The organism is Cloacibacterium caeni (assembly GCF_907163125.1).
In the GTDB taxonomy this organism is placed as follows: Bacteria; Bacteroidota; Bacteroidia; order Flavobacteriales; family Weeksellaceae; genus Cloacibacterium; species Cloacibacterium caeni_B.
The window spans coordinates 2,685,611-2,702,922 of the sequence record NZ_OU015319.1; the positions used below are offsets into that span (position 1 = coordinate 2,685,611).

19 protein-coding genes are annotated in these 17,312 nt (G+C 32.8%); 8 read left to right on the forward strand and 11 right to left on the reverse strand.

Annotated elements, in window-relative coordinates; all coding sequences use genetic code 11:
• The first annotated feature begins 17 nt into the window (after positions 1-17).
• From KKQ79_RS12485 to KKQ79_RS12495, 3 genes are all read left to right on the forward strand, one after another.
• Complete coding sequence (locus KKQ79_RS12485) at positions 18-968, forward strand: 2-hydroxyacid dehydrogenase (RefSeq protein WP_213190417.1); 951 nt, start codon at positions 18-20, stop codon at positions 966-968.
• Positions 969-1,049: 81 nt separating this feature from the next.
• A complete protein-coding gene (locus tag KKQ79_RS12490) occupies positions 1,050-2,303 on the forward strand; it encodes a serine hydrolase domain-containing protein (protein ID WP_213190418.1) in 1,254 nt (417 codons plus the stop codon).
• A 16-nt stretch (positions 2,304-2,319) separates the two neighbouring features.
• Positions 2,320-2,898 carry a helix-turn-helix domain-containing protein gene (locus KKQ79_RS12495; protein ID WP_213190419.1) on the forward strand — a complete coding sequence of 193 codons (579 nt, stop codon included), beginning with the start codon at positions 2,320-2,322 and terminating at the stop codon, positions 2,896-2,898.
• Here KKQ79_RS12495 and KKQ79_RS12500 read toward each other — a convergent pair.
• The gene (locus tag KKQ79_RS12500; protein ID WP_213188815.1) at positions 2,819-4,132 is read right to left on the reverse strand and encodes an IS1380 family transposase; all 1,314 of its coding nucleotides are present in this window, start codon (positions 4,130-4,132) and stop codon (positions 2,819-2,821) included. The genes KKQ79_RS12495 and KKQ79_RS12500 overlap by 80 nt on opposite strands.
• A 27-nt stretch (positions 4,133-4,159) precedes the next feature.
• Here KKQ79_RS12500 and KKQ79_RS12505 point away from each other — a divergent pair, with 27 nt between their 5' ends.
• A complete protein-coding gene (locus KKQ79_RS12505; protein ID WP_213190420.1) occupies positions 4,160-5,122 on the forward strand; it encodes an IS3 family transposase in 963 nt (320 codons plus the stop codon).
• A gap of 81 nt (positions 5,123-5,203) precedes the next feature.
• On the opposite strand, the gene KKQ79_RS12510 is transcribed toward KKQ79_RS12505, so the two are convergent.
• The 5 genes from KKQ79_RS12510 to KKQ79_RS12530 form a co-directional block, all read right to left on the reverse strand.
• Positions 5,204-5,686, reverse strand: a complete 483-nt coding sequence (locus KKQ79_RS12510; protein WP_213190421.1) for a hypothetical protein — start codon at positions 5,684-5,686, stop codon at positions 5,204-5,206.
• A gap of 197 nt (positions 5,687-5,883) precedes the next feature.
• Positions 5,884-6,330, reverse strand: a complete 447-nt coding sequence (locus tag KKQ79_RS12515; protein ID WP_213190422.1) for a hypothetical protein — start codon at positions 6,328-6,330, stop codon at positions 5,884-5,886.
• A gap of 12 nt (positions 6,331-6,342) precedes the next feature.
• Positions 6,343-6,486, reverse strand: a complete 144-nt coding sequence (locus KKQ79_RS12520) for a hypothetical protein (protein ID WP_213190423.1) — start codon at positions 6,484-6,486, stop codon at positions 6,343-6,345.
• A gap of 44 nt (positions 6,487-6,530) precedes the next feature.
• Positions 6,531-6,977: a hypothetical protein gene (locus KKQ79_RS12525; protein WP_213190424.1), complete on the reverse strand. Its 447-nt coding sequence runs from the start codon at positions 6,975-6,977 to the stop codon at positions 6,531-6,533.
• A gap of 12 nt (positions 6,978-6,989) precedes the next feature.
• A complete protein-coding gene (locus KKQ79_RS12530; RefSeq protein ID WP_213190425.1) occupies positions 6,990-8,321 on the reverse strand; it encodes a hypothetical protein in 1,332 nt (443 codons plus the stop codon).
• 421 nt (positions 8,322-8,742) lie between these two features.
• On the opposite strand from KKQ79_RS12530, the gene KKQ79_RS12535 reads away from it, so the two are divergent.
• The 3 genes from KKQ79_RS12535 (at position 8,743) to KKQ79_RS12545 (ending at position 11,714) form a co-directional block, all read left to right on the forward strand.
• A complete protein-coding gene (locus tag KKQ79_RS12535; protein ID WP_213190426.1) occupies positions 8,743-9,225 on the forward strand; it encodes a hypothetical protein in 483 nt (160 codons plus the stop codon).
• A 377-nt stretch (positions 9,226-9,602) separates the two neighbouring features.
• Complete coding sequence (locus KKQ79_RS12540) at positions 9,603-11,222, forward strand: Ig-like domain-containing domain (protein WP_213190427.1); 1,620 nt, start codon at positions 9,603-9,605, stop codon at positions 11,220-11,222.
• Positions 11,223-11,264: 42 nt separating this feature from the next.
• On the forward strand, positions 11,265-11,714 hold the full coding sequence (locus KKQ79_RS12545; protein WP_213190428.1) for a heme-binding domain-containing protein: 450 nt from the start codon (positions 11,265-11,267) through the stop codon (positions 11,712-11,714).
• A gap of 31 nt (positions 11,715-11,745) precedes the next feature.
• On the opposite strand, the gene KKQ79_RS12550 is transcribed toward KKQ79_RS12545, so the two are convergent.
• The 5 genes from KKQ79_RS12550 to KKQ79_RS12570 form a co-directional block, all read right to left on the reverse strand.
• Entirely contained in the window at positions 11,746-12,255 is a 510-nt protein-coding gene (locus tag KKQ79_RS12550) for an NUDIX hydrolase (protein ID WP_213190429.1), read from the reverse strand.
• Positions 12,252-13,154 (reverse strand): site-specific tyrosine recombinase XerD, encoded by a 903-nt coding sequence (xerD, locus tag KKQ79_RS12555; protein WP_213190430.1) that lies wholly within the window; start codon positions 13,152-13,154, stop codon positions 12,252-12,254. Before xerD ends, KKQ79_RS12550 begins: the two co-directional genes overlap by 4 nt.
• Before the next feature lie 77 nt (positions 13,155-13,231).
• The gene (locus KKQ79_RS12560) at positions 13,232-13,657 is read right to left on the reverse strand and encodes a deoxycytidylate deaminase (protein WP_104792827.1); all 426 of its coding nucleotides are present in this window, start codon (positions 13,655-13,657) and stop codon (positions 13,232-13,234) included.
• A 43-nt stretch (positions 13,658-13,700) separates the two neighbouring features.
• On the reverse strand, positions 13,701-14,468 hold the full coding sequence (locus KKQ79_RS12565; RefSeq protein ID WP_213190431.1) for an enoyl-CoA hydratase-related protein: 768 nt from the start codon (positions 14,466-14,468) through the stop codon (positions 13,701-13,703).
• Between the two features lie 122 nt (positions 14,469-14,590).
• A complete protein-coding gene (locus tag KKQ79_RS12570) occupies positions 14,591-16,078 on the reverse strand; it encodes a catalase (protein ID WP_284070075.1) in 1,488 nt (495 codons plus the stop codon).
• A gap of 191 nt (positions 16,079-16,269) precedes the next feature.
• Between KKQ79_RS12570 and KKQ79_RS12575 the strand changes: the two genes are divergently transcribed.
• Positions 16,270-17,223: a hydrogen peroxide-inducible genes activator gene (locus KKQ79_RS12575; protein ID WP_069800253.1), complete on the forward strand. Its 954-nt coding sequence runs from the start codon at positions 16,270-16,272 to the stop codon at positions 17,221-17,223.
• Positions 17,224-17,312: the final 89 nt, after the last annotated feature.

Here is a 17,312-nt window from a genome sequence, read left to right on the forward strand (position 1 = left end):
TTTACCATTTCAAAAAAATGAAAATTCTCCTTCTCGATAGCAATCATCCATTAATTACCGAGCAACTTCTAACAAAAGGTTTTGTTTTGGAAGAAGATTTTACTTCGTCTTATGATGAGGTTTTGCAGAAAATCAATCAATATGATGGAATTATCATCAGGAGCAGAATTCCTCTCGATAAAAATTTTCTACAAAATGCTCGAAATCTCAAATTCATTGCGAGAGTAGGAGCAGGAATGGAGAATATAGACCTAGAAACTGCCAAAAATCTAGGAATTTCTTTGATTAATTCTCCAGAAGGAAACAGAGATTCAGTTGCGGAACATGTTGTTGGGATGTTGCTTATTCTGATGAATAGACTTTTTATCGCTTCAGAAGAGGTGAAAAACGGAATCTGGAAACGTGAGGAAAATAGAGGTGATGAATTGTTAGGAAAAACCTTTGGAATTATTGGCTACGGAAACATGGGGAAAGCTACTGCAAAAAGACTTTCTGGTTTTGGAGTGGAAGTTATTTTCTATGATATTTTGCCAAATTTAGAAGATGAATTTGCTAAGCAAGTTTCCTTAGAAGAATTACAGGAACGCGCAGATATTCTTAGTTTGCATATTCCTTTAGATGCTTCAACGGAATATTTAGTTGATGAAAATTTCATCTCGAAAATGAAGAAAAATTTCTATTTGGTCAATACGGCAAGAGGAAAAAATGTGAAAACTTCTGCTTTGGTAGATGCGCTGAAATCCGGCAAAGTAAAAGCAGCAGCATTAGATGTTTTAGAATACGAAAAATCTTCCTTCGAAAACCTAGATACTTCGACTTCGCTCAGCACAAGAAACAAAGAAGATTTGCAATTTCTTTTGGAATCAAATCAAGTTATTGTTACACCGCACATTGCAGGTTGGACGCATCAAAGCAAGGAAAAACTGGCGCAATTTATCGTAGATAAAATCGTACAGCAATTCTGTTAAAAAAATCTTAATATTACCGCAATCATAAAACACTGCTTCAAAAAAATGTTAAATTGCCCCGCCTAAATAATTAATCAGAAGATGAAGCAGAAAATTGTAGTAATTCTTATCCTTTTATTGACTTTGGTTTCTTGTAAAAAAGAATTTAATTTTTTTCAGCAAGAGAATGAAAATGGTTTGCCTAATTACGGAAACGTAGATGTAGAAAATGTCTTTACTGCAGAAGATTCTCAGCTTCAAGATAAACAAAATGTGGTTAATGCCATTCAGCAATACTATGATAAAGTTTGGGAAAAAGGGAATTTAAGTGGAGGTTTCCTCGTAGCAAAAGGCGATAAAATTCTATTCGAAAGCTATAGAGGTTTTGCCAAAGAAAACAATCAAGTTCCCATCAATAAAGATGTTCCGCTTCATATAGCTTCTATTTCTAAATCGCTTACTGCGATGGCAGTTCTTAAATTGGTAGAAGCTAGAAAAATAAATCTTCACGATAAAGTCACCCATTATTTTCCGAAATTTCCTTACAAAGAAGTAGAAGTGATTCACTTGCTTAATCATAGAAGTGGATTACCGAAATACGAATATTTCATCGAAAAATTAGGACTTAAACCCAAAAATAAATATTTCACCAACCAAGAAGTTCTCGATTTACTTATTCAGCATAAACCAGATTTGGCAAGAAATACCAACACTGGCTTTATGTATTGTAATACCAATTATGCGCTTCTTGCACTGATTGTAGAAAAAGTTACTGCACATCCTTTTCCTTTGGCGATGCAGAAAATCGTTTTCAAACCATTAGGAATGGAACATACATATATTTTTCAGCAAAAAGATTCACTGCGAGCTGCTCAATCTTTTTACTATCAAGGAAGCAGATTGTATCCTACAGATAAATTAGATGGGATTTATGGGGACAAAAACTGCTACACCACGCCAAGAGATTTATTTAAGTTTTCAAAAGCGATGTACGCTGAAAATTTCTTGAGAAAAAGTCTTAAAGATTCTATTTTTACACCTTACAGTAATGAAAGAAGAGGCGTAAACAATTATGGAATTGGTTTTAGAATGAAAGTTTTTGACAACGGAGAAAAACTTACGTTTCATAATGGTTGGTGGCACGGAAGCAATACCGCTTTTGTTCATTTACAAAAATCTAAAGTCACGATTATTGCTCTTGGAAACAAATTTTCTAGAAGAGTGTATTCTGCGCTCACACTTTCTTCATTGTTTGAAGATTTTCCTTTAGAAAGAGAAAAATTGAATAAACTCATGAACAAGGAAATAGATACTACAAAAGAGAATCACGATGCTGCGGCAGAATCTACCGAATAATTAAAACTCCTCAACAATGGACTGCCCCCAAAAAGTTAGACACTTTTTAGGGGCATTTTTTATGGGGAAAAGTAAATATTCATTAGACTTTAAATTAAAAGCTATAAAGAGATATCACAAAGGGGATATTGGAACAGACGATTTAGGAAAACGCATTGGAGTTTGTGGTTCCTTGGTTCGTAAATGGATAAAATTTTATGAACTTTATGGAGTTTCAGGACTTGTTCGGCTTTCCAATACGCATTACACAAAAGATTTTAAATTAAAGATTTTATCAGTAATTGAGAAAGAGAATTTAAGTTTAAAAGAAGCGTCGAGAAGGTTTAATATTCCTGCGGAGTCCAGTATTCTTAGTTGGCAGCGTAATTACAAAAAAAATGGTATTTTAGGTTTAGAAAACATACCCAGAGGAAGACCTAAAACCATGAGTAATTACACGCGAAAAAAAAAGAAAACAGGCAAACCCTTAACAAGGGAGGAAGAACTGTTGGAGAGGATTTATTATTTAGCCCAAATCACGCAGTTGAAATTTTTTGAGATAAGTCTATGGGGTAATCCCAAATTCCGACGAACCATTTTCTGCGTTTTTTGGTGAGTGCAATCTTCAGTTTGAGTGTGTCACCTACTTTTTCAAAATAAGCTCCAATAGCAAAGGTTCTATATCGTAGTGTAGATAATGTTTTCTGCGTTTTTTCCTGAAGAACAAACAGTCTGAAAATTGACATCAGATTATAAGCAATCATCGAAAATATAAGTGCAGCTTCTGTAGGGAAAAAGCCTTTAAGGTTAAAACTTTCGGCTCCAAAATCTGCCTTTAATTCCTTGATTCGATTCTCTGCATCGCCTCTGTTTCGGTACGTTCTCCAAACATCTGTTGCCGATTGTTCTTGGTTGGTAATATAGGCTGAATAGCGATAATTTCTATGGATTTCATCTTCCGGAAACAGGCTTAATATTCGGCCTGCCGCATTCGGCCGTTGTGCTATTTTTTGCCTTACAATGACTATCCTTCTTGGCTTTTCCCAGTTTTTTGCTTGATAATATTTGTCGCAAATTTCGATGCCCTCATCAACTTTTATCCAAAAATCTTGCTGGTCTATCAAGTGTTGAATGGGGTGAGTAAATTTTGCAGCGATGATGTATTGGAGTGTTTTTAATTCAAGATAATCCATAATGTCTTTCTGGAAAAAACCACTATCCAAACGAACTAATCCTACTTTCTTATCCCCAAAATTTAAGAGTGTTTCTTCTAAAAATCCTACAAAATTATTTGCCGAAGAAGTATTGCCGCTCCTGAGCCAAAAATTAGCGACCATCTTTACATCGTTCACAAATGCAATGATAGGATGATGGCTGTTTCTTCCTTTTTTCTTAGGATTGTAGCCTTTTTTTGCTCCCTCTTGCTCTCCGTATCGAGTAATTACAGATGAATCAATGTCTAACGTAAAATAATTGAGGTTCAAATTCTGAAAAAACCAACTGAAAAAATAATGCCCAACTTGCTGGTTGATGTGTTGTGTAAACTTGCCAAAATAGCGTTTATATGCGTCCTGAGCAGGGGTCTTTCGCCAGTCAAATATTTCCCCAAGAGCCTTATCTGCACGGGTAATTTCTGTGTGCAAAAAACGATTGGCACCACACCAAATACTCGTAATAAAAGATTCAAGCAAAACTTCTTTTTTATAAGAATTATTGGAAAGTGACACAGGTAAAGATTCGCATTTTTCAATTTGCTCTCTAAAGCCGATTTTGTCCAACATTTGCTTTAAAAACACCATGCCTCCCCAAGGCGTAATCTCTTTATTGGTAAAGGATAGCTCGAATTTCATCGCTTATTTTTTTCTACTGCTACGCAGTTGGATATTAGAATACTAAAATACTCTTTTTTTTCTATTGCGGAATTTGGGTTTAGAAGCCGAGAACGCCATTTTAAAAAAGTTAGACGCCTTAATTCAGGAAAGGAAAAATCCAAAGCCATCGAAGAGTTAAGGCAGGACTTTGATTTAGCAGTACTACTGCATTGTACATCGATGGCAAGAAGCAGTTTTTATTACTATCAAAAACGCTTTCAAATGAAAGATAAATATGCGGAAATAAAAGAAATGATTAAGCAGATTTATCATCGTCACAAAGGAAGGTTGGGCTATAGAAGAATTACTTTGCTTTTGAAAGAAAAAGGAATTTTGATTAATCACAAAACTGTTTTACGACTTATGAAAATATTAGGTTTAAAGAGTATTATCCGAGTGAAGAAATATAAATCTTACAAGGGAGAGCAAGGGAAAATTGCGCCCAATGTTCTACAGAGGAATTTCAAATCGGACACTCCTAATCAGAAATGGGCAACCGATGTTACAGAGTTTAATGTATCGGGTAATAAACTTTATCTATCTCCAATCATCGATTTATTTAATGGTGAAATTGTCAGTTTTGACTTATCTGAAAGACCTGTGTTTAGCCAAATCATCAGAATGCTAAAGAAATCATTCAGAAAAGTAAAATCTACACAAAACATCATTCTACATTCTGATCAAGGTTGGCAATATCAAATGAAACATTACCAAAACTTGTTAAAAGAAAAAGGTATTATTCAAAGTATGTCCCGAAAAGGAAACTGTTTGGACAATGCGGTGATAGAAAACTTTTTTGGAACGATAAAATCAGAAATGTTTTATGCCAGAAAGTTTGGTTCCATTCAGGAACTTAAGATGGAAATAGTGAAGTACATTCACTATTACAACAATGATAGAATAAGACTCAATCTCAAAGGAAAGAGTCCGGTACAGTACCGAACTCTTTCCTTTGAAAATATTGTTTAATTTTGTCTAAACTTTTGGGTGCAGTCTACAATATTGAGGAGCTTTTAGAATTCTTTTATTGCTGAAAATATTTTTTCTAATTTATCTAGCTCTTCTATCCTTATTATCCCATCCATTTATTCCATAGTATTCAATCTTTTCAATTTTAAGCTTAGAAAAGAATTTTACCATATCTTCATTCCATATTCCTTCATACTTCCTTGTCAAGGGTATTATCTCATCTGGTATCTGATCTTGAAACGTAATATTAAGCATAGGAATTGGGAGCTTATTGTCAATTAGAGGACCTCTTTCTTCTATTCTTGAAAAATATAACCGCAAAATATAGAGTTTCCTACTATTAGCATATTTACCGTCATAACCAAAGGACACTATTTTATCTTTTACTGTAAAATTCTGATAAAACTCAGAAAATTCTTTTCCATAATAAAGTTTTTTATTATTAGCGCTTTTCTGCAATGCAGGTAATAATTCATTATATTTCTTTTTATAATCATTGAATTGTGCTGAACAATTCTGTATTAAAAATAACGCTAATACAAATAAAATAATTTTGTTTTTCATTTTAAAATTTTAATTACAAGTTGATGTGGAATATGTTCCGTCTGGGTTTTGCTGCGCATTTACAGTTTCTAGTTTGGTGCCATTGCTTTTGCTAAGAGATATACCCATTCCATATTTGTCGATAATGTATACTATTGCTGTGTAAACTTGCATAGAGTAAAAAGCCAACCTCGAAAAGTTGGCTTCTTTTGGATGTTTTAGTTTGCTTTTACACTTTCTACCTCCATATCTTTAAAATAATCATTTACTTCTTTTGTCCATTTTCCTTGGTTTTTTCTAATTAGTTGCAATACCACTTCGCTTTTTACCGGATTTTTTAAATATATATATATATAATATAATTTCAAGTTATTATTATTTTTATAATAGAATTCTTTATCTGTAAAAAATTTTAATTTTATTAAATTAACATTGTTGCTTTCCCAGGACTCAGTTTCAAAGCTGAATGAAATAATGGGTACATCTAATTTACTAACAATATCTTCTATAGTAATTTTTTGTGTTTTTGATATTTTTTTTTGCTGCTGAAAATTGGTTATTTTTTCACTTTGTTTTTTTAAGGTTTCTTCGCTATAGGTATTAATTTGAGATTTACAAGAAAAAGCAAATAGTAATATGCTTAATAAAAATATTTTTGTTTTCATAATGTTAAAATTTTAGTTACAAGTAGAGGTAGAATAAGTTCCGTCTGGATTTTGCTGTGCATTTACAGCTTCTAATTTTGTGCCATTACTTTTGCTGAGGTATATACCCATTCCATACTTATCCATAATGTACGCCATTGATGTGTAAACTTGCATAGAGTAAAAAGCCAACCTCGAAGAGTTGGCTTCTTTTGGATGTTTTAGTTTGCTTTTACACTTTCTACCTCCATATCTTTAAAATAATCATTTACTTCTTTGGTCCATTTACCTTGGTTTCTTCTAATTAATTGCAATACCACATCACTTTTTACTGGATTTTTTATATAAATATATATCTTATGTAAATTAATTTTATTGTCCATTTTATAAACAAACTCTCTTTGTGTATAAAAGTTTAACATTATTAAATTCGCCTTGTCACTTTCCCAAGATTCATTATCAAAACTAAAAGAAATAATGGGTACCTCTAATTTGCTTACGACATCTCCTATGGTTATTTTTGATATTTTAGCTGTTCTTCTTTGCTGCTGAAAATTGGTTATTTTCTCGCTTTGTTTTTTTAAGGTTTTTTCGCTATAGGTATTAATTTGAGATTTGCAAGAAAAAGCAAATAGTAATATGCTTAATAAAAATATTTTTGTTTTCATAATTTTAAAATTTTAGTTACAAGTAGAGGTAGAATATATTCCGTCTGGGTTTTGCTGTGCATTTACAGCTTCTAATTTTGTGCCATTGCTTTTGCTTAATGAAATTCCCATCCCATATTTATCCATAATGTATGCCATTGCATTTTTTGTAGCATCAATTTGAGACATAAAAGGAGTATAGTTCATTAATCTTTCTTTTGCGTTATCAAAATCATCAAATAATGCACCACTCTGAATAAAATCTCCCGAATTAGGTTTTAGGTATTGGCTTCTAGGGTATGCAGCTAAGAAATCTATAGCAGCTTGCCTATCATTTACCGTAAGGGCATATATAGAACCGTCTTGCCCAAAAATATATCTAGTTTCAAAATACGGGTTATTCACTAAATTCTCCATCATTGTCCACAGATCTCCAGGAGAGGGCGGGTTAGAATAATTATGATTATGCCCATCTGCAATAGCATTATAACCTGCAGGTGCAGCTGGTACTTGCCCAGCAGTGCCGGTAACGGTAATAGGTTCAGTTACTTTAATATTTCCATTACTGTCTTTTCCTATAGTCATCCCTGTTTCAGAATTGGTAGAAGAGGCTGCTATGTTTTTCATCTTATCTGTAAAATCTGTTTTTATTCTTGCATCAGAGAGGGTTGTGTTTGCATTATTAACGCCTATTTTTGCGGTTGCGCAAGGATCAGTATTTTGATTAGGATAATTATAGCCCCCACCGCTACCTCCCCCACTGCTACAATCCCCAGAAGGGTCTAGACAGTCACTTGGGGTCACAAGCTCTTCATCTACAAACTTGCATATTGTTTCTCTTTTTTCTATAGGGTATTGCTCTCCACCTACTCCTTCGTAAGATCCTACTATTAGTGTTATAGTTCTACAGGAAAGTGAACGAGAAGTAACTTTGGCATTATTACTATTTACCTTAATTTTATTTGGATTATTAAAAATAATAGCTTCAAAAAAATTTTTTGCTTCATTATCTTTATTAGAAAAATAAAAAAACACTTTGCTGCCTTTCCTATAAACTTCTAATGTGTATAATACTTTATGGTTTTTAGTAACTGGAACTATAAGATATGATTCATTAAATCGCCCCATACTCATTGCATACTCCCAAGCTACCGTTCCGTAGGTTTTATATATGTATTCAATATTTGCATTATTGTCATATACTTTATTTATATTTTTAATATACACTTGATCTTCTTGCCAAAGAGATTTAGAAGCATATTCTTTATTTTGCTCCACAGAGTTATACACATCTTCGTTTCGACAAGATAACACTGAAATTGCAATAATAAAAATAACACTAAAAATAATTGTTATTTTTTTCATTTAAGATTGTTTTATTGATATGATTATTTTGTTTTTGAAATGATTTGTAAAAATGTAGACTCCCCGAATAATTCCAAATCATAAAATTATTCGGGAAGCGTCTCAAAGAGTAATAAAATTTTTAGAGTCATGAGTTCGGGTTATTTAGTTCCTGTAAAATTAGAAGAATCTACTATTACTTTCTCATTTCAGAGCTCGTTATTTGAAAAAAATCACTGTCTTTTCATAAAAAATACGTGAATTTCACATAAAAAATCATTTTTTTAACATAATTACTTTTTTTGAGTATTTTTTAAATGAAAATAATCATTTTAATTGTTTTTTTATTATTTTTGAGATAAGGATTAGTTTACATTATGATCATGTATTTTAATTCTTAAAACTTCCAAAAACTAAAACCATTTAAAAAAAATTAAACAATATGGGAATTACTAATTTAAACAACACGCATCTTACCGCTCAGCAAATTACAGATGCGCAGAATGCACTTACTGACTTAGAAACAGCACTACAAATCATTAATGTAAACCTAAATGCAGAAGACCGCCAAAAGTATGGGAGCATCAATGAGCAAAACAAACTTTTCGTAAACAAGGTTTATGATTTTCACAAGAGTCAACCTACCTTATCATCTTCTGATGTAGATTGGGAAGAATTTGAGAATGATTATAACAGCAGAAAAAATCTAGAAGCATTTATTACCCGTTTAGACAGCTTATCTACTAAACTTAAAAACGCAAAAATTCTTCACGATTATGACAATTACCAAGCTGCACTTACAGATTATGCCTATACCAATTATAAGGCAGGTACAGCTTCCCCAGGTTTCGAAACTAAGCTGAATGAAACCAAACAATTCTTTGGTAAAACTTCTAAGACCACAGAAACGCCACCTACAGAATAATAGAAAACATAAAAATATCCTGCAAATACTACTGCAGGATATTTTTTATTCCTTCGGATATATTTTTAACTCATCTTAACCTTTAAATTACTAGTTTAGATACGTTCAGAAGTGTTATGTAGAGGTTCTGTAGTAATCTGATAGGGTTATGTAACCTGAAATTTGGGGTCTCGAACCCCAAATTTATGCTTAACAACCGAAAATGATGAGTTGAGCCACGTATATTTTATACTTAAGAACCGCAATAGATGAGTTGTGAACCTATTATTTATAATTTCTGAACCGAAACGTTGGGGTTTTAGCCTAATATATCATAAACTTTCACAACTTATTTTCTCAATAGAAAAGGTATTCTTAATTTTGCTCAAATTTCATCAATGAAAAAAATAATTTTTCTCCTTCTGCTTAATCTGTTGCTTTTTTCGTGTGCTAGAGTTGGCGCACCAAATGGCGGTACTAGAGATTCTTTGGCTCCTAAATTTTTAGGCTCTAATATTGATACTACTCGATTAAATGTTTCTAGAACGGTAAAGGAATTGAGGCTGGATTTTGATGAATATGTAATGCTGAAAGATTTTAATAAAAATTTCAATGTATCGCCACCGATTAAGAAAATTAAAAAAGTCATTCCTTCTAATCTGGCTAATAAATATGTTTTGATACAGTGGGAAGATACGCTTCAAGCCAATACTACCTATAATTTTAATTTTGGAAATGCCATTGTAGACAATAACGAGTCTAATCCTTTGCCTTACTTTAATTTTGCGTTTTCTACAGGAGATAAAATAGATGACCTTTTCGTGAGTGGAACCGTGAAAGATGCCATGACGCTCATCAAAGAAAATCAAACGGCAAAAGACAATAAAATGGTAGTAGGTCTCTATAAAGCAGGCGAAAATCTAGACTACAAACAGAAACCCGATTATATTACCAAAGTAGACGAAGAAAATTATTTTGAACTCAATTTTTTACCAAAAGGGGAATTTGTAATTATAGCTTTTGATGACGAAAATCAAAATTCTGTTTACGATGCAGGAAAAGAAAAAGTTTCTTTTTTGAAAGAAAAAATTACCTTAGACAGCACAAGTGTAAGAGGTCTCAAATTGAAACTTTACCCTTCTAAAAAAATGGTAAAATACAAAGAAAGTAAAGCTATTAATGGTGGTTTATTGATGACTTTTGAAGGAAATCCGGAAACGGTGGAAGTAAAATCGCTTTCAGAAGAACTGAAAGATTTTAAAGTAACGCATGCAAAACGTTCGGATTCTGTGAATATTTGGTTTGATGCAGAGAAGAGTAATTTGGGTGGAACTGTTTCTAAACAATTGAAATTAAGTTATTTCACGCCTACGATTAGCGATACCATTTCCGTGAGTTATAAAGCAGTGAAAGATGAGTTTAAACTCTCTAATGAAGCCGGGAATTTAATCGCCCCAGAAAATAATTTTGTCATTAATACATCGTTGCCCATAGAAAATCTCAACACTTCTTCTTGGAAATTGGAAAGCGATAGCATTGCACAAGATTTCACTGCGAAAATTTCAGAGAAAAATCCTTTTAAAATTCTAGTGAATTCTAGTTTTAAACCGACGAAAAAGTATGTTTTAACGATACCAAAAGAAACCGTTTCTTCTTATTACAGCAGTAACGATAAGTCGTTCCAATTTCAATTTGAGATTGATAAACCAGAAAATTATGGTTCTTTTACGGCTGTGATTAAAAATAAACCTACGGCTAAATTTTGGGTAGAATTGACCAATGAAAAAGGTGAAATATTATATTCTCAGTTCACCAATGCCTCAGAAGTTTCCTTTAAAAATTTGAAACCAGCGACTTATATTGCCAGAATTAGAGTAGACAATAATGGAAATGGATTCTGGGACGAAGCAGATTTTGCGCAAAATATCGCTGCTGAAGACGTCTACATTTTTGAAAAAGAAATTAATGTAAGACCACTCTGGGAAATTAAGGAAGATTGGGAACTTACCAATCGTTAAAAGTAGAATTTTAGAATATTTTGAACTCATAAATATATTCAAATGAAAAAAGTACTCATCGGAATCGTTGTTTTCTTGGTTTTAATACAACTTATTCCTATCGACAGAACCAATAAACCAGTAGACCCGAAACAGAATTTTGTAGAGGTGCTCAAAACTCCGAAAGATGTAACCGAAATGCTGAAAAATGCGTGTTACGATTGCCATAGCAACGAGGTGAAATATCCTAGTTATGCTTACATTGCTCCTATTTCTTGGTCGATTAAGCATCACGTAAATGAAGGCAAAGAAAATGTAAATTTCTCTGAATGGATGATGTATAACAAAGACCAAAAAGACCACATTTTAGATGAAATCATTGAAACGATAGAGCGTAAAGAAATGCCATTTAAAGGTTATATTCCGATGCATCCAGAAGCTAATCTTACTGATACTCAAAGAAAAATATTGATTGATTATTTTAAAGGATTACAAAAATCTGGTCAATATTAAAAACTAAAAAAGCTCCTTTTCGGAGCTTTTTTTATTGATAATTTTCTAAAAATTTTCTCTGCGAATCGAAAGCGATTTCTTCAAGATTGAGTTCAGAAATTTTCACCCAAATGGTTTCTGAAATTTCGTGAGCTTCTAGTTTTTTGATTGCTATTTTTTCCTCCACTCGATATTCAAAGAATAAGTCCAAAGTATTATAGTCTACTTCTTTGTAATGATAAACATTGGGCAGACTTCCTACGAATTTTAAATTTTTGAGGTCTATTTCTATCCCCAATTCTTCTTTTAATTCTCTTGAGCAAGTTTCTTCGGCGCTTTCTTTTGGGTCTGTAAAACCGCCCGCTAAATCTAGTTTCCCGATTTTAGGATTTTGATTTCTCTTGGTTAGTAATAATTCGTCTTCGAATCTAATTAATACTGCAACTGCGGCGGCGCAATTATGATACATCACAAAATCACATTGTGAACAAGAAAATTTCTTTTCTCCATCAAAAATCAGCGTTTCTTGTCCGCATTTTGGGCAATATTTTAAATGTTTCATTTGTTTCTTGGGTGGTATTTCAGAATTACATCATGCAATTCTTCGGTTTTTAAATGGGTGTAAATTTCTGTGGTGGTAATGCTAGAATGTCCTAGCATTTCTTGGATAAACCTTAAATCTACACCGTTTTGCAAAAGATGAGTAGCAAAAGAATGACGGAAAGTATGTGGAGAAATACTTTTTCTGATTCCCGCCTTTTCTACCAATTCTTTGATAATGATGAATACAATCACTCTAGACATGGAAGAACCTCTGCTGTTAAGGAAAATGTGGTCTTCATATTTTTTGCCAATTTTATTGTTTGCTCTTACATTATTGATGTAGTTCAAAATAAGATTTGCAGTGTAATTAGCAAGCGGAACGTATCTTACTTTTTTTCCTTTTCCCTCTACTTTTATAAAGTTTTCTTTGAAATTAACATCAGAAATTTTAAGTTCTATTAATTCAGAAACTCTAAGACCGCAACCATACAATACTTCTATGATGCAGTGATTTCTCACGCCTAAATCAGTGCTTAAATCGATGGCTTTAATGATTTTTTCTACATCTTCGAAGCTTAGCGTATCAGGTAAATATAAGCCTAATTTTGGACCTTCAAGAAGTGTGGAAGGATTGTCTTCTCTAATTTCTTCTTCGATAAGATATTTAAAAAAAGATTTAATAGAAGATATTCCTCTTGCTTGAGTTCTTTCGCTTATTTTTTCTTTGGTAAGATAAAGGAGAAATTCTTGTAAGTTTTCAAAAGTTATTTTGTCGGGAGTAGTGTTATCTAGTTTTTCCTCTGAGAAAGCTTTTAGTTTCTTCACATCTCGTATGTATGCATCTAAAGTATTGTCAGAGAAATTCCTCTCGAATTTGAGAAAATGTGAAAAATTCTCAATCGTTTCATTCCAGGTCATTTGTGTTTTTTTGTTTTTATTTTGTTTTTATTGTGTTTTTAAGTGTGTTTTTGAGGTGCAAATATCATGCTAGTTTTTTATTTTAAGTTTTCTTCTTTAATTTGAAGAACTTCTACTTGAGCATTTTCTAAAAATTCTAATCCTTCTGTATCTGAGTATTGGTCTATATAGACTAGTCTTTTGATGCCAGATTGTAATATAAGTTTGCTGCATTCTTTACACGGCGAAAGTGTAAGGTAAAGAGTAGCGCCTTTTGCAGACTGAGTACTAGAAGCTAATTTTAAAATGGCATTTGCTTCTGCATGAAGCACGTACCAATGCGTTTTTCCGCCTTCGTCTTCACAACAATTTTCTGCACCAGAAGGAGTTCCGTTATATCCGTCAGAAATAATCATTCTGTCTTTTACAATGAGTGCTCCTACTTTTTTTCTTTCGCAGTAAGAAAGTTTTGCCCATTCTTTAGCCATTTTAAGATAGGCTAAGTCAAATTTATTGTGATTCATTTTAAAATTTTTAAAATTAGCTTCTTACTTTTTTCTGAATTTTTTAAAAATTAGGCTTTCTTTTTTCTAAAAATGCAGAAACGCCTTCTTTTTTATCTTCCATTTCGAATAATTCTCCGAAAGATTTGATTTCTAATTCATAACCTTCAGCAGAATCTGATGCATTCACCGCAGCAATGGCTTTAGAAATTCCTTGCGGTGAATTTTTAGAAATAAGGGTGGCTAATTCTTTGGTTTTTGGTAATAATTCTTCTAAACTAAAAACTTCGTTTACCAAACCCATTTCTTTTGCTTTACTCGCCGAAATCATTTTAGCAGAGAAAATCAATTCATTCGCAAGTCCTTTTCCTACTAATTTTGGTAATCTTTGGGTGCCTCCATAACCAGGAATAAGACCTAAAGTAACTTCTGGTAAACCTAATTTTGCATTTTCTGAAGCATATCTTATGTGACAAGCCATCGCAAGTTCTAAACCACCACCCAATGCAAAACCATTTACAGCGGCAATAACAGGTTTTCTTAAATTTTCTATTTTATTGAATAGCGAATTTTGTCCGTTTCTGGCTAATTCCTCTGCTTTGTCTTGACCGAAATCAGAAAACTCTTTAATGTCTGCTCCGGCTACAAATGATTTTTCGCCACTTCCTGTGATGATGATGACTCTGCAATTAGAATCTTGTTCTAGCTGAGATAAAGCTTCGCTCAATTCACTGATAGTAGCTCCATTTAAAGCGTTTAAACTCTGTGGTCTATTAATGGTAATGGTAGAAATTTGACCTTCGTTTTCTAGGAGAATATTTTGGAAATTCATGGTAGGGTAGTATTAAATTACGATTTTTAGGATAAGTGCAAAATAACTAATTTTTGGCCTAAAATACAAAAAAGCCAAGCACTTATATGCTTGACTCTTTTAAGTTTGGTATAAGTTTGTTCTTATTTGGCGTGGTTCATAATTCCATCATCTAGTTTTACTTGAAGTCCTGCCGCAATTCTCATTCCCATTTCTACATTCGCTCTAAAGAAATGACACAATTGTCTGTTGATGATTTCATCTCTTTTCGGGCCGTCAATTTTTTTCATGTGACCAATAATATTATTGACCAAATTGGTTCTGTCTTCTTGGTTCATCGCTTTGGTGTAGAGTAGGCCTGGCTGTGTATAATGGTCGTTATCATTTTCATTTCTATCGAAATGCGCTACACGATTGCTGTCTAATTCTTCTTCAAATTTTTTGTAAGAAGGATCAGGTTTTATGTCGTCAAAACTATTAGGATGGTAGTTCGGTGCGTCTTCATAGTCTCTAGAATCTGCCATAAATCCGTCTCTTTGATAATTATGAGTTGCAAAAGGACATCTGTTAACTTCTAATTGATGTGCATTTACACCCACTCTGTATCTGTGAGCATCCGGATAAGAAAATAATCTTCCTTGAAGCATTTTATCGGGCGAAAAACTAATTCCATCAATCAAATTACTTGGCGAAAAAGTAGATTGTTCTACATGAGCAAAATAATTTTTAGGAATTTCATTGAGTTCCATTTCACCGACTTCAATCAGTGGAAATTCTGCTTGTGGCCAAACTTTAGTAATGTCAAAAGGATTCCATTTAAATTCTCTAGATTCTTCTTCGGTCATTACTTGTATGTACATGGTCCATTTCGGGAAATCACCATTTTCTATAGCATTGCAAAGATCTTCTTGTGCAAAATCTGGATTTTCTCCCGCCATTTTAGTGGCTTCAGCATCGGTGAAGTTTTTAATGCCTTGTTTGGTTTTTAGATGAAATTTCACCCAAATTCTCTCATTTTTATCATTAATCATCGAAAAAGTATGAGAACCAAAACCGTGCATATGTCTGTAACCATAAGGAGTTCCTCTGTCGCTCATCAAAATTAAAACTTGATGTAAACTTTCTGGATTTAAGCTCCAAAAATCCCACATCATGGTATGAGATTTCAAGTTGGTTTTAGGGTGTCGTTTTTGGGTATGAATAAAATCTGGGAATTTTTTAGCGTCTTTGATGAAAAATACCGGTGTGTTATTTCCTACTAAATCCCAATTTCCATCTTCTGTATAGAATTTTAGCGCAAAACCTCTAGGGTCTCTTGCTGTATCTGCGCTTCCTTTTTCTCCGCCAACAGTAGAAAATCTAGCAAACATTCTACAAGTGTTTCCTACTTTAGAGAATAATTTGGCTCTGGTGTATTTAGTAATATCGTGAGTTACGGTAAATTTTCCGTAAGCGCCTGTTCCTTTTGCATGAACGATTCTTTCTGGAATTCTTTCTCTTACAAAATGCGCTAGATTTTCTTGTAGAATAAAATCTTGCAATAAAACAGGTCCTCTTGCTCCAACCGTTTGAGAATCTTGGTGTTCAAAATACGGCATTCCTGATGAATTGGTTAGCTTCTTACTCATGATGGTTGTTTTTTCTGGATAACAAAGTAACAAATAAAAATTAAATTTTGAGAGGAAAAATTGAGAGTAGTTTTATTTATAAAATCAATTAAAAATTAGAATTCAACGCATGACGTCTATCGTGTAGAAATATTATTTTTTCTCGCATATCTTCTCTATATTTGTAATAGAATTTATAAATAAGTACCCTACAAATGAATATTCAACAATTAGAATATCTTATCGCAGTAGATAAATATAAACACTTCGGAAAAGCTGCTCAAGCTTGTTTTATTACCCAACCTACTTTAAGTGCAATGATTCAGAAGTTCGAAGATGAGATGGAAGTAAAAATCTTTGATAGAACTACCCATCCTATTAGAACTACAGATATTGGTGCGCAAATTATTGATCAAGCAAAAGTAGTAGTAGATTCTGTAATGGAATTGAAAAACAAAGCAAGCATTTTAAACAATGTTCTTGCTGGTAGAATTAATTTAGGGATTATTCCTACCGTTTCCAGTTTTATTTTGCCAACAGAAATTTTTGATTTTCTTTCTAAAAACCCAAAAATTGAGTTGAATGTAAAAGAAATGACCACTGAAAACATTATTAAAGCACTGAAATCAGGAGAATTAGATGCAGGAATTATTTCTACACCTTATTCTGATGCAGAAGAGTTTTTCAGCGACTTTTTGTTCAATGAAGAGTTGATGGTGTATTCAGCAGATAAAATTGCGAATGATAATAAAGATGAATTCATCTTGCCGGAAGATGTAGATGTGAATAAAGTTTGGCTTTTAGAAGAAGGGAACTGCTTAAGAACACAATTCGAAAATATCTGCAACCTTAAAGAAAACTCTCTGAAGCCTAAAAATTTAGATTTTATGGCGTCTAACATTAATACTTTAGTGCAAATGGTAGATAAAGTAGGCGGTTTAACTGTTTTACCAGAATTAGCAGTATCACAGCTTCAGGAAAATCAAAAAGATAAAATTCACCGTTTCAAAAAGCCTTTCCCAAGTAGAGAAATCAGCATGATTTACTACAAACCTACTTACAAACAAAAAATTCTAGACGAATTGGTGAAATCTATTAAAACTTCCCTAGAACCGAAGTTGAATTATACCCAATTCCCACAAGATTTTGTAAAAATAAAACCACAATAATTTTTGTCAAAAAGCTCTTCAAATTTTTGAGGAGCTTTTTTTCTAAGTATTTTGATATTAATAAAATACTCTGTAATTTTGCCCAACAA

Bases quoted from the DNA above. Each gene is read 5' to 3' on its own strand.
- KKQ79_RS12485 (WP_213190417.1), top strand. From the start codon at position 18: ATGAAAATTCTCCTTCTCGATAGCAATCATCCATTAATTACCGAGCAA.
- KKQ79_RS12490 (WP_213190418.1), top strand. From the start codon at position 1,050: ATGAAGCAGAAAATTGTAGTAATTCTTATCCTTTTATTGACTTTGGTT.
- KKQ79_RS12495 (WP_213190419.1), top strand. From the start codon at position 2,320: ATGGACTGCCCCCAAAAAGTTAGACACTTTTTAGGGGCATTTTTTATG.
- KKQ79_RS12500 (WP_213188815.1), bottom strand. From the start codon at position 4,132: ATGAAATTCGAGCTATCCTTTACCAATAAAGAGATTACGCCTTGGGGA.
- KKQ79_RS12510 (WP_213190421.1), bottom strand. From the start codon at position 5,686: ATGAAAAACAAAATTATTTTATTTGTATTAGCGTTATTTTTAATACAG.
- KKQ79_RS12515 (WP_213190422.1), bottom strand. From the start codon at position 6,330: ATGAAAACAAAAATATTTTTATTAAGCATATTACTATTTGCTTTTTCT.
- KKQ79_RS12520 (WP_213190423.1), bottom strand. From the start codon at position 6,486: ATGCAAGTTTACACATCAATGGCGTACATTATGGATAAGTATGGAATG.
- KKQ79_RS12525 (WP_213190424.1), bottom strand. From the start codon at position 6,977: ATGAAAACAAAAATATTTTTATTAAGCATATTACTATTTGCTTTTTCT.
- KKQ79_RS12530 (WP_213190425.1), bottom strand. From the start codon at position 8,321: ATGAAAAAAATAACAATTATTTTTAGTGTTATTTTTATTATTGCAATT.
- KKQ79_RS12535 (WP_213190426.1), top strand. From the start codon at position 8,743: ATGGGAATTACTAATTTAAACAACACGCATCTTACCGCTCAGCAAATT.
- KKQ79_RS12540 (WP_213190427.1), top strand. From the start codon at position 9,603: ATGAAAAAAATAATTTTTCTCCTTCTGCTTAATCTGTTGCTTTTTTCG.
- KKQ79_RS12545 (WP_213190428.1), top strand. From the start codon at position 11,265: ATGAAAAAAGTACTCATCGGAATCGTTGTTTTCTTGGTTTTAATACAA.
- KKQ79_RS12550 (WP_213190429.1), bottom strand. From the start codon at position 12,255: ATGAAACATTTAAAATATTGCCCAAAATGCGGACAAGAAACGCTGATT.
- xerD (WP_213190430.1), bottom strand. From the start codon at position 13,154: ATGACCTGGAATGAAACGATTGAGAATTTTTCACATTTTCTCAAATTC.
- KKQ79_RS12560 (WP_104792827.1), bottom strand. From the start codon at position 13,657: ATGAATCACAATAAATTTGACTTAGCCTATCTTAAAATGGCTAAAGAA.
- KKQ79_RS12565 (WP_213190431.1), bottom strand. From the start codon at position 14,468: ATGAATTTCCAAAATATTCTCCTAGAAAACGAAGGTCAAATTTCTACC.
- KKQ79_RS12575 (WP_069800253.1), top strand. From the start codon at position 16,270: ATGAATATTCAACAATTAGAATATCTTATCGCAGTAGATAAATATAAA.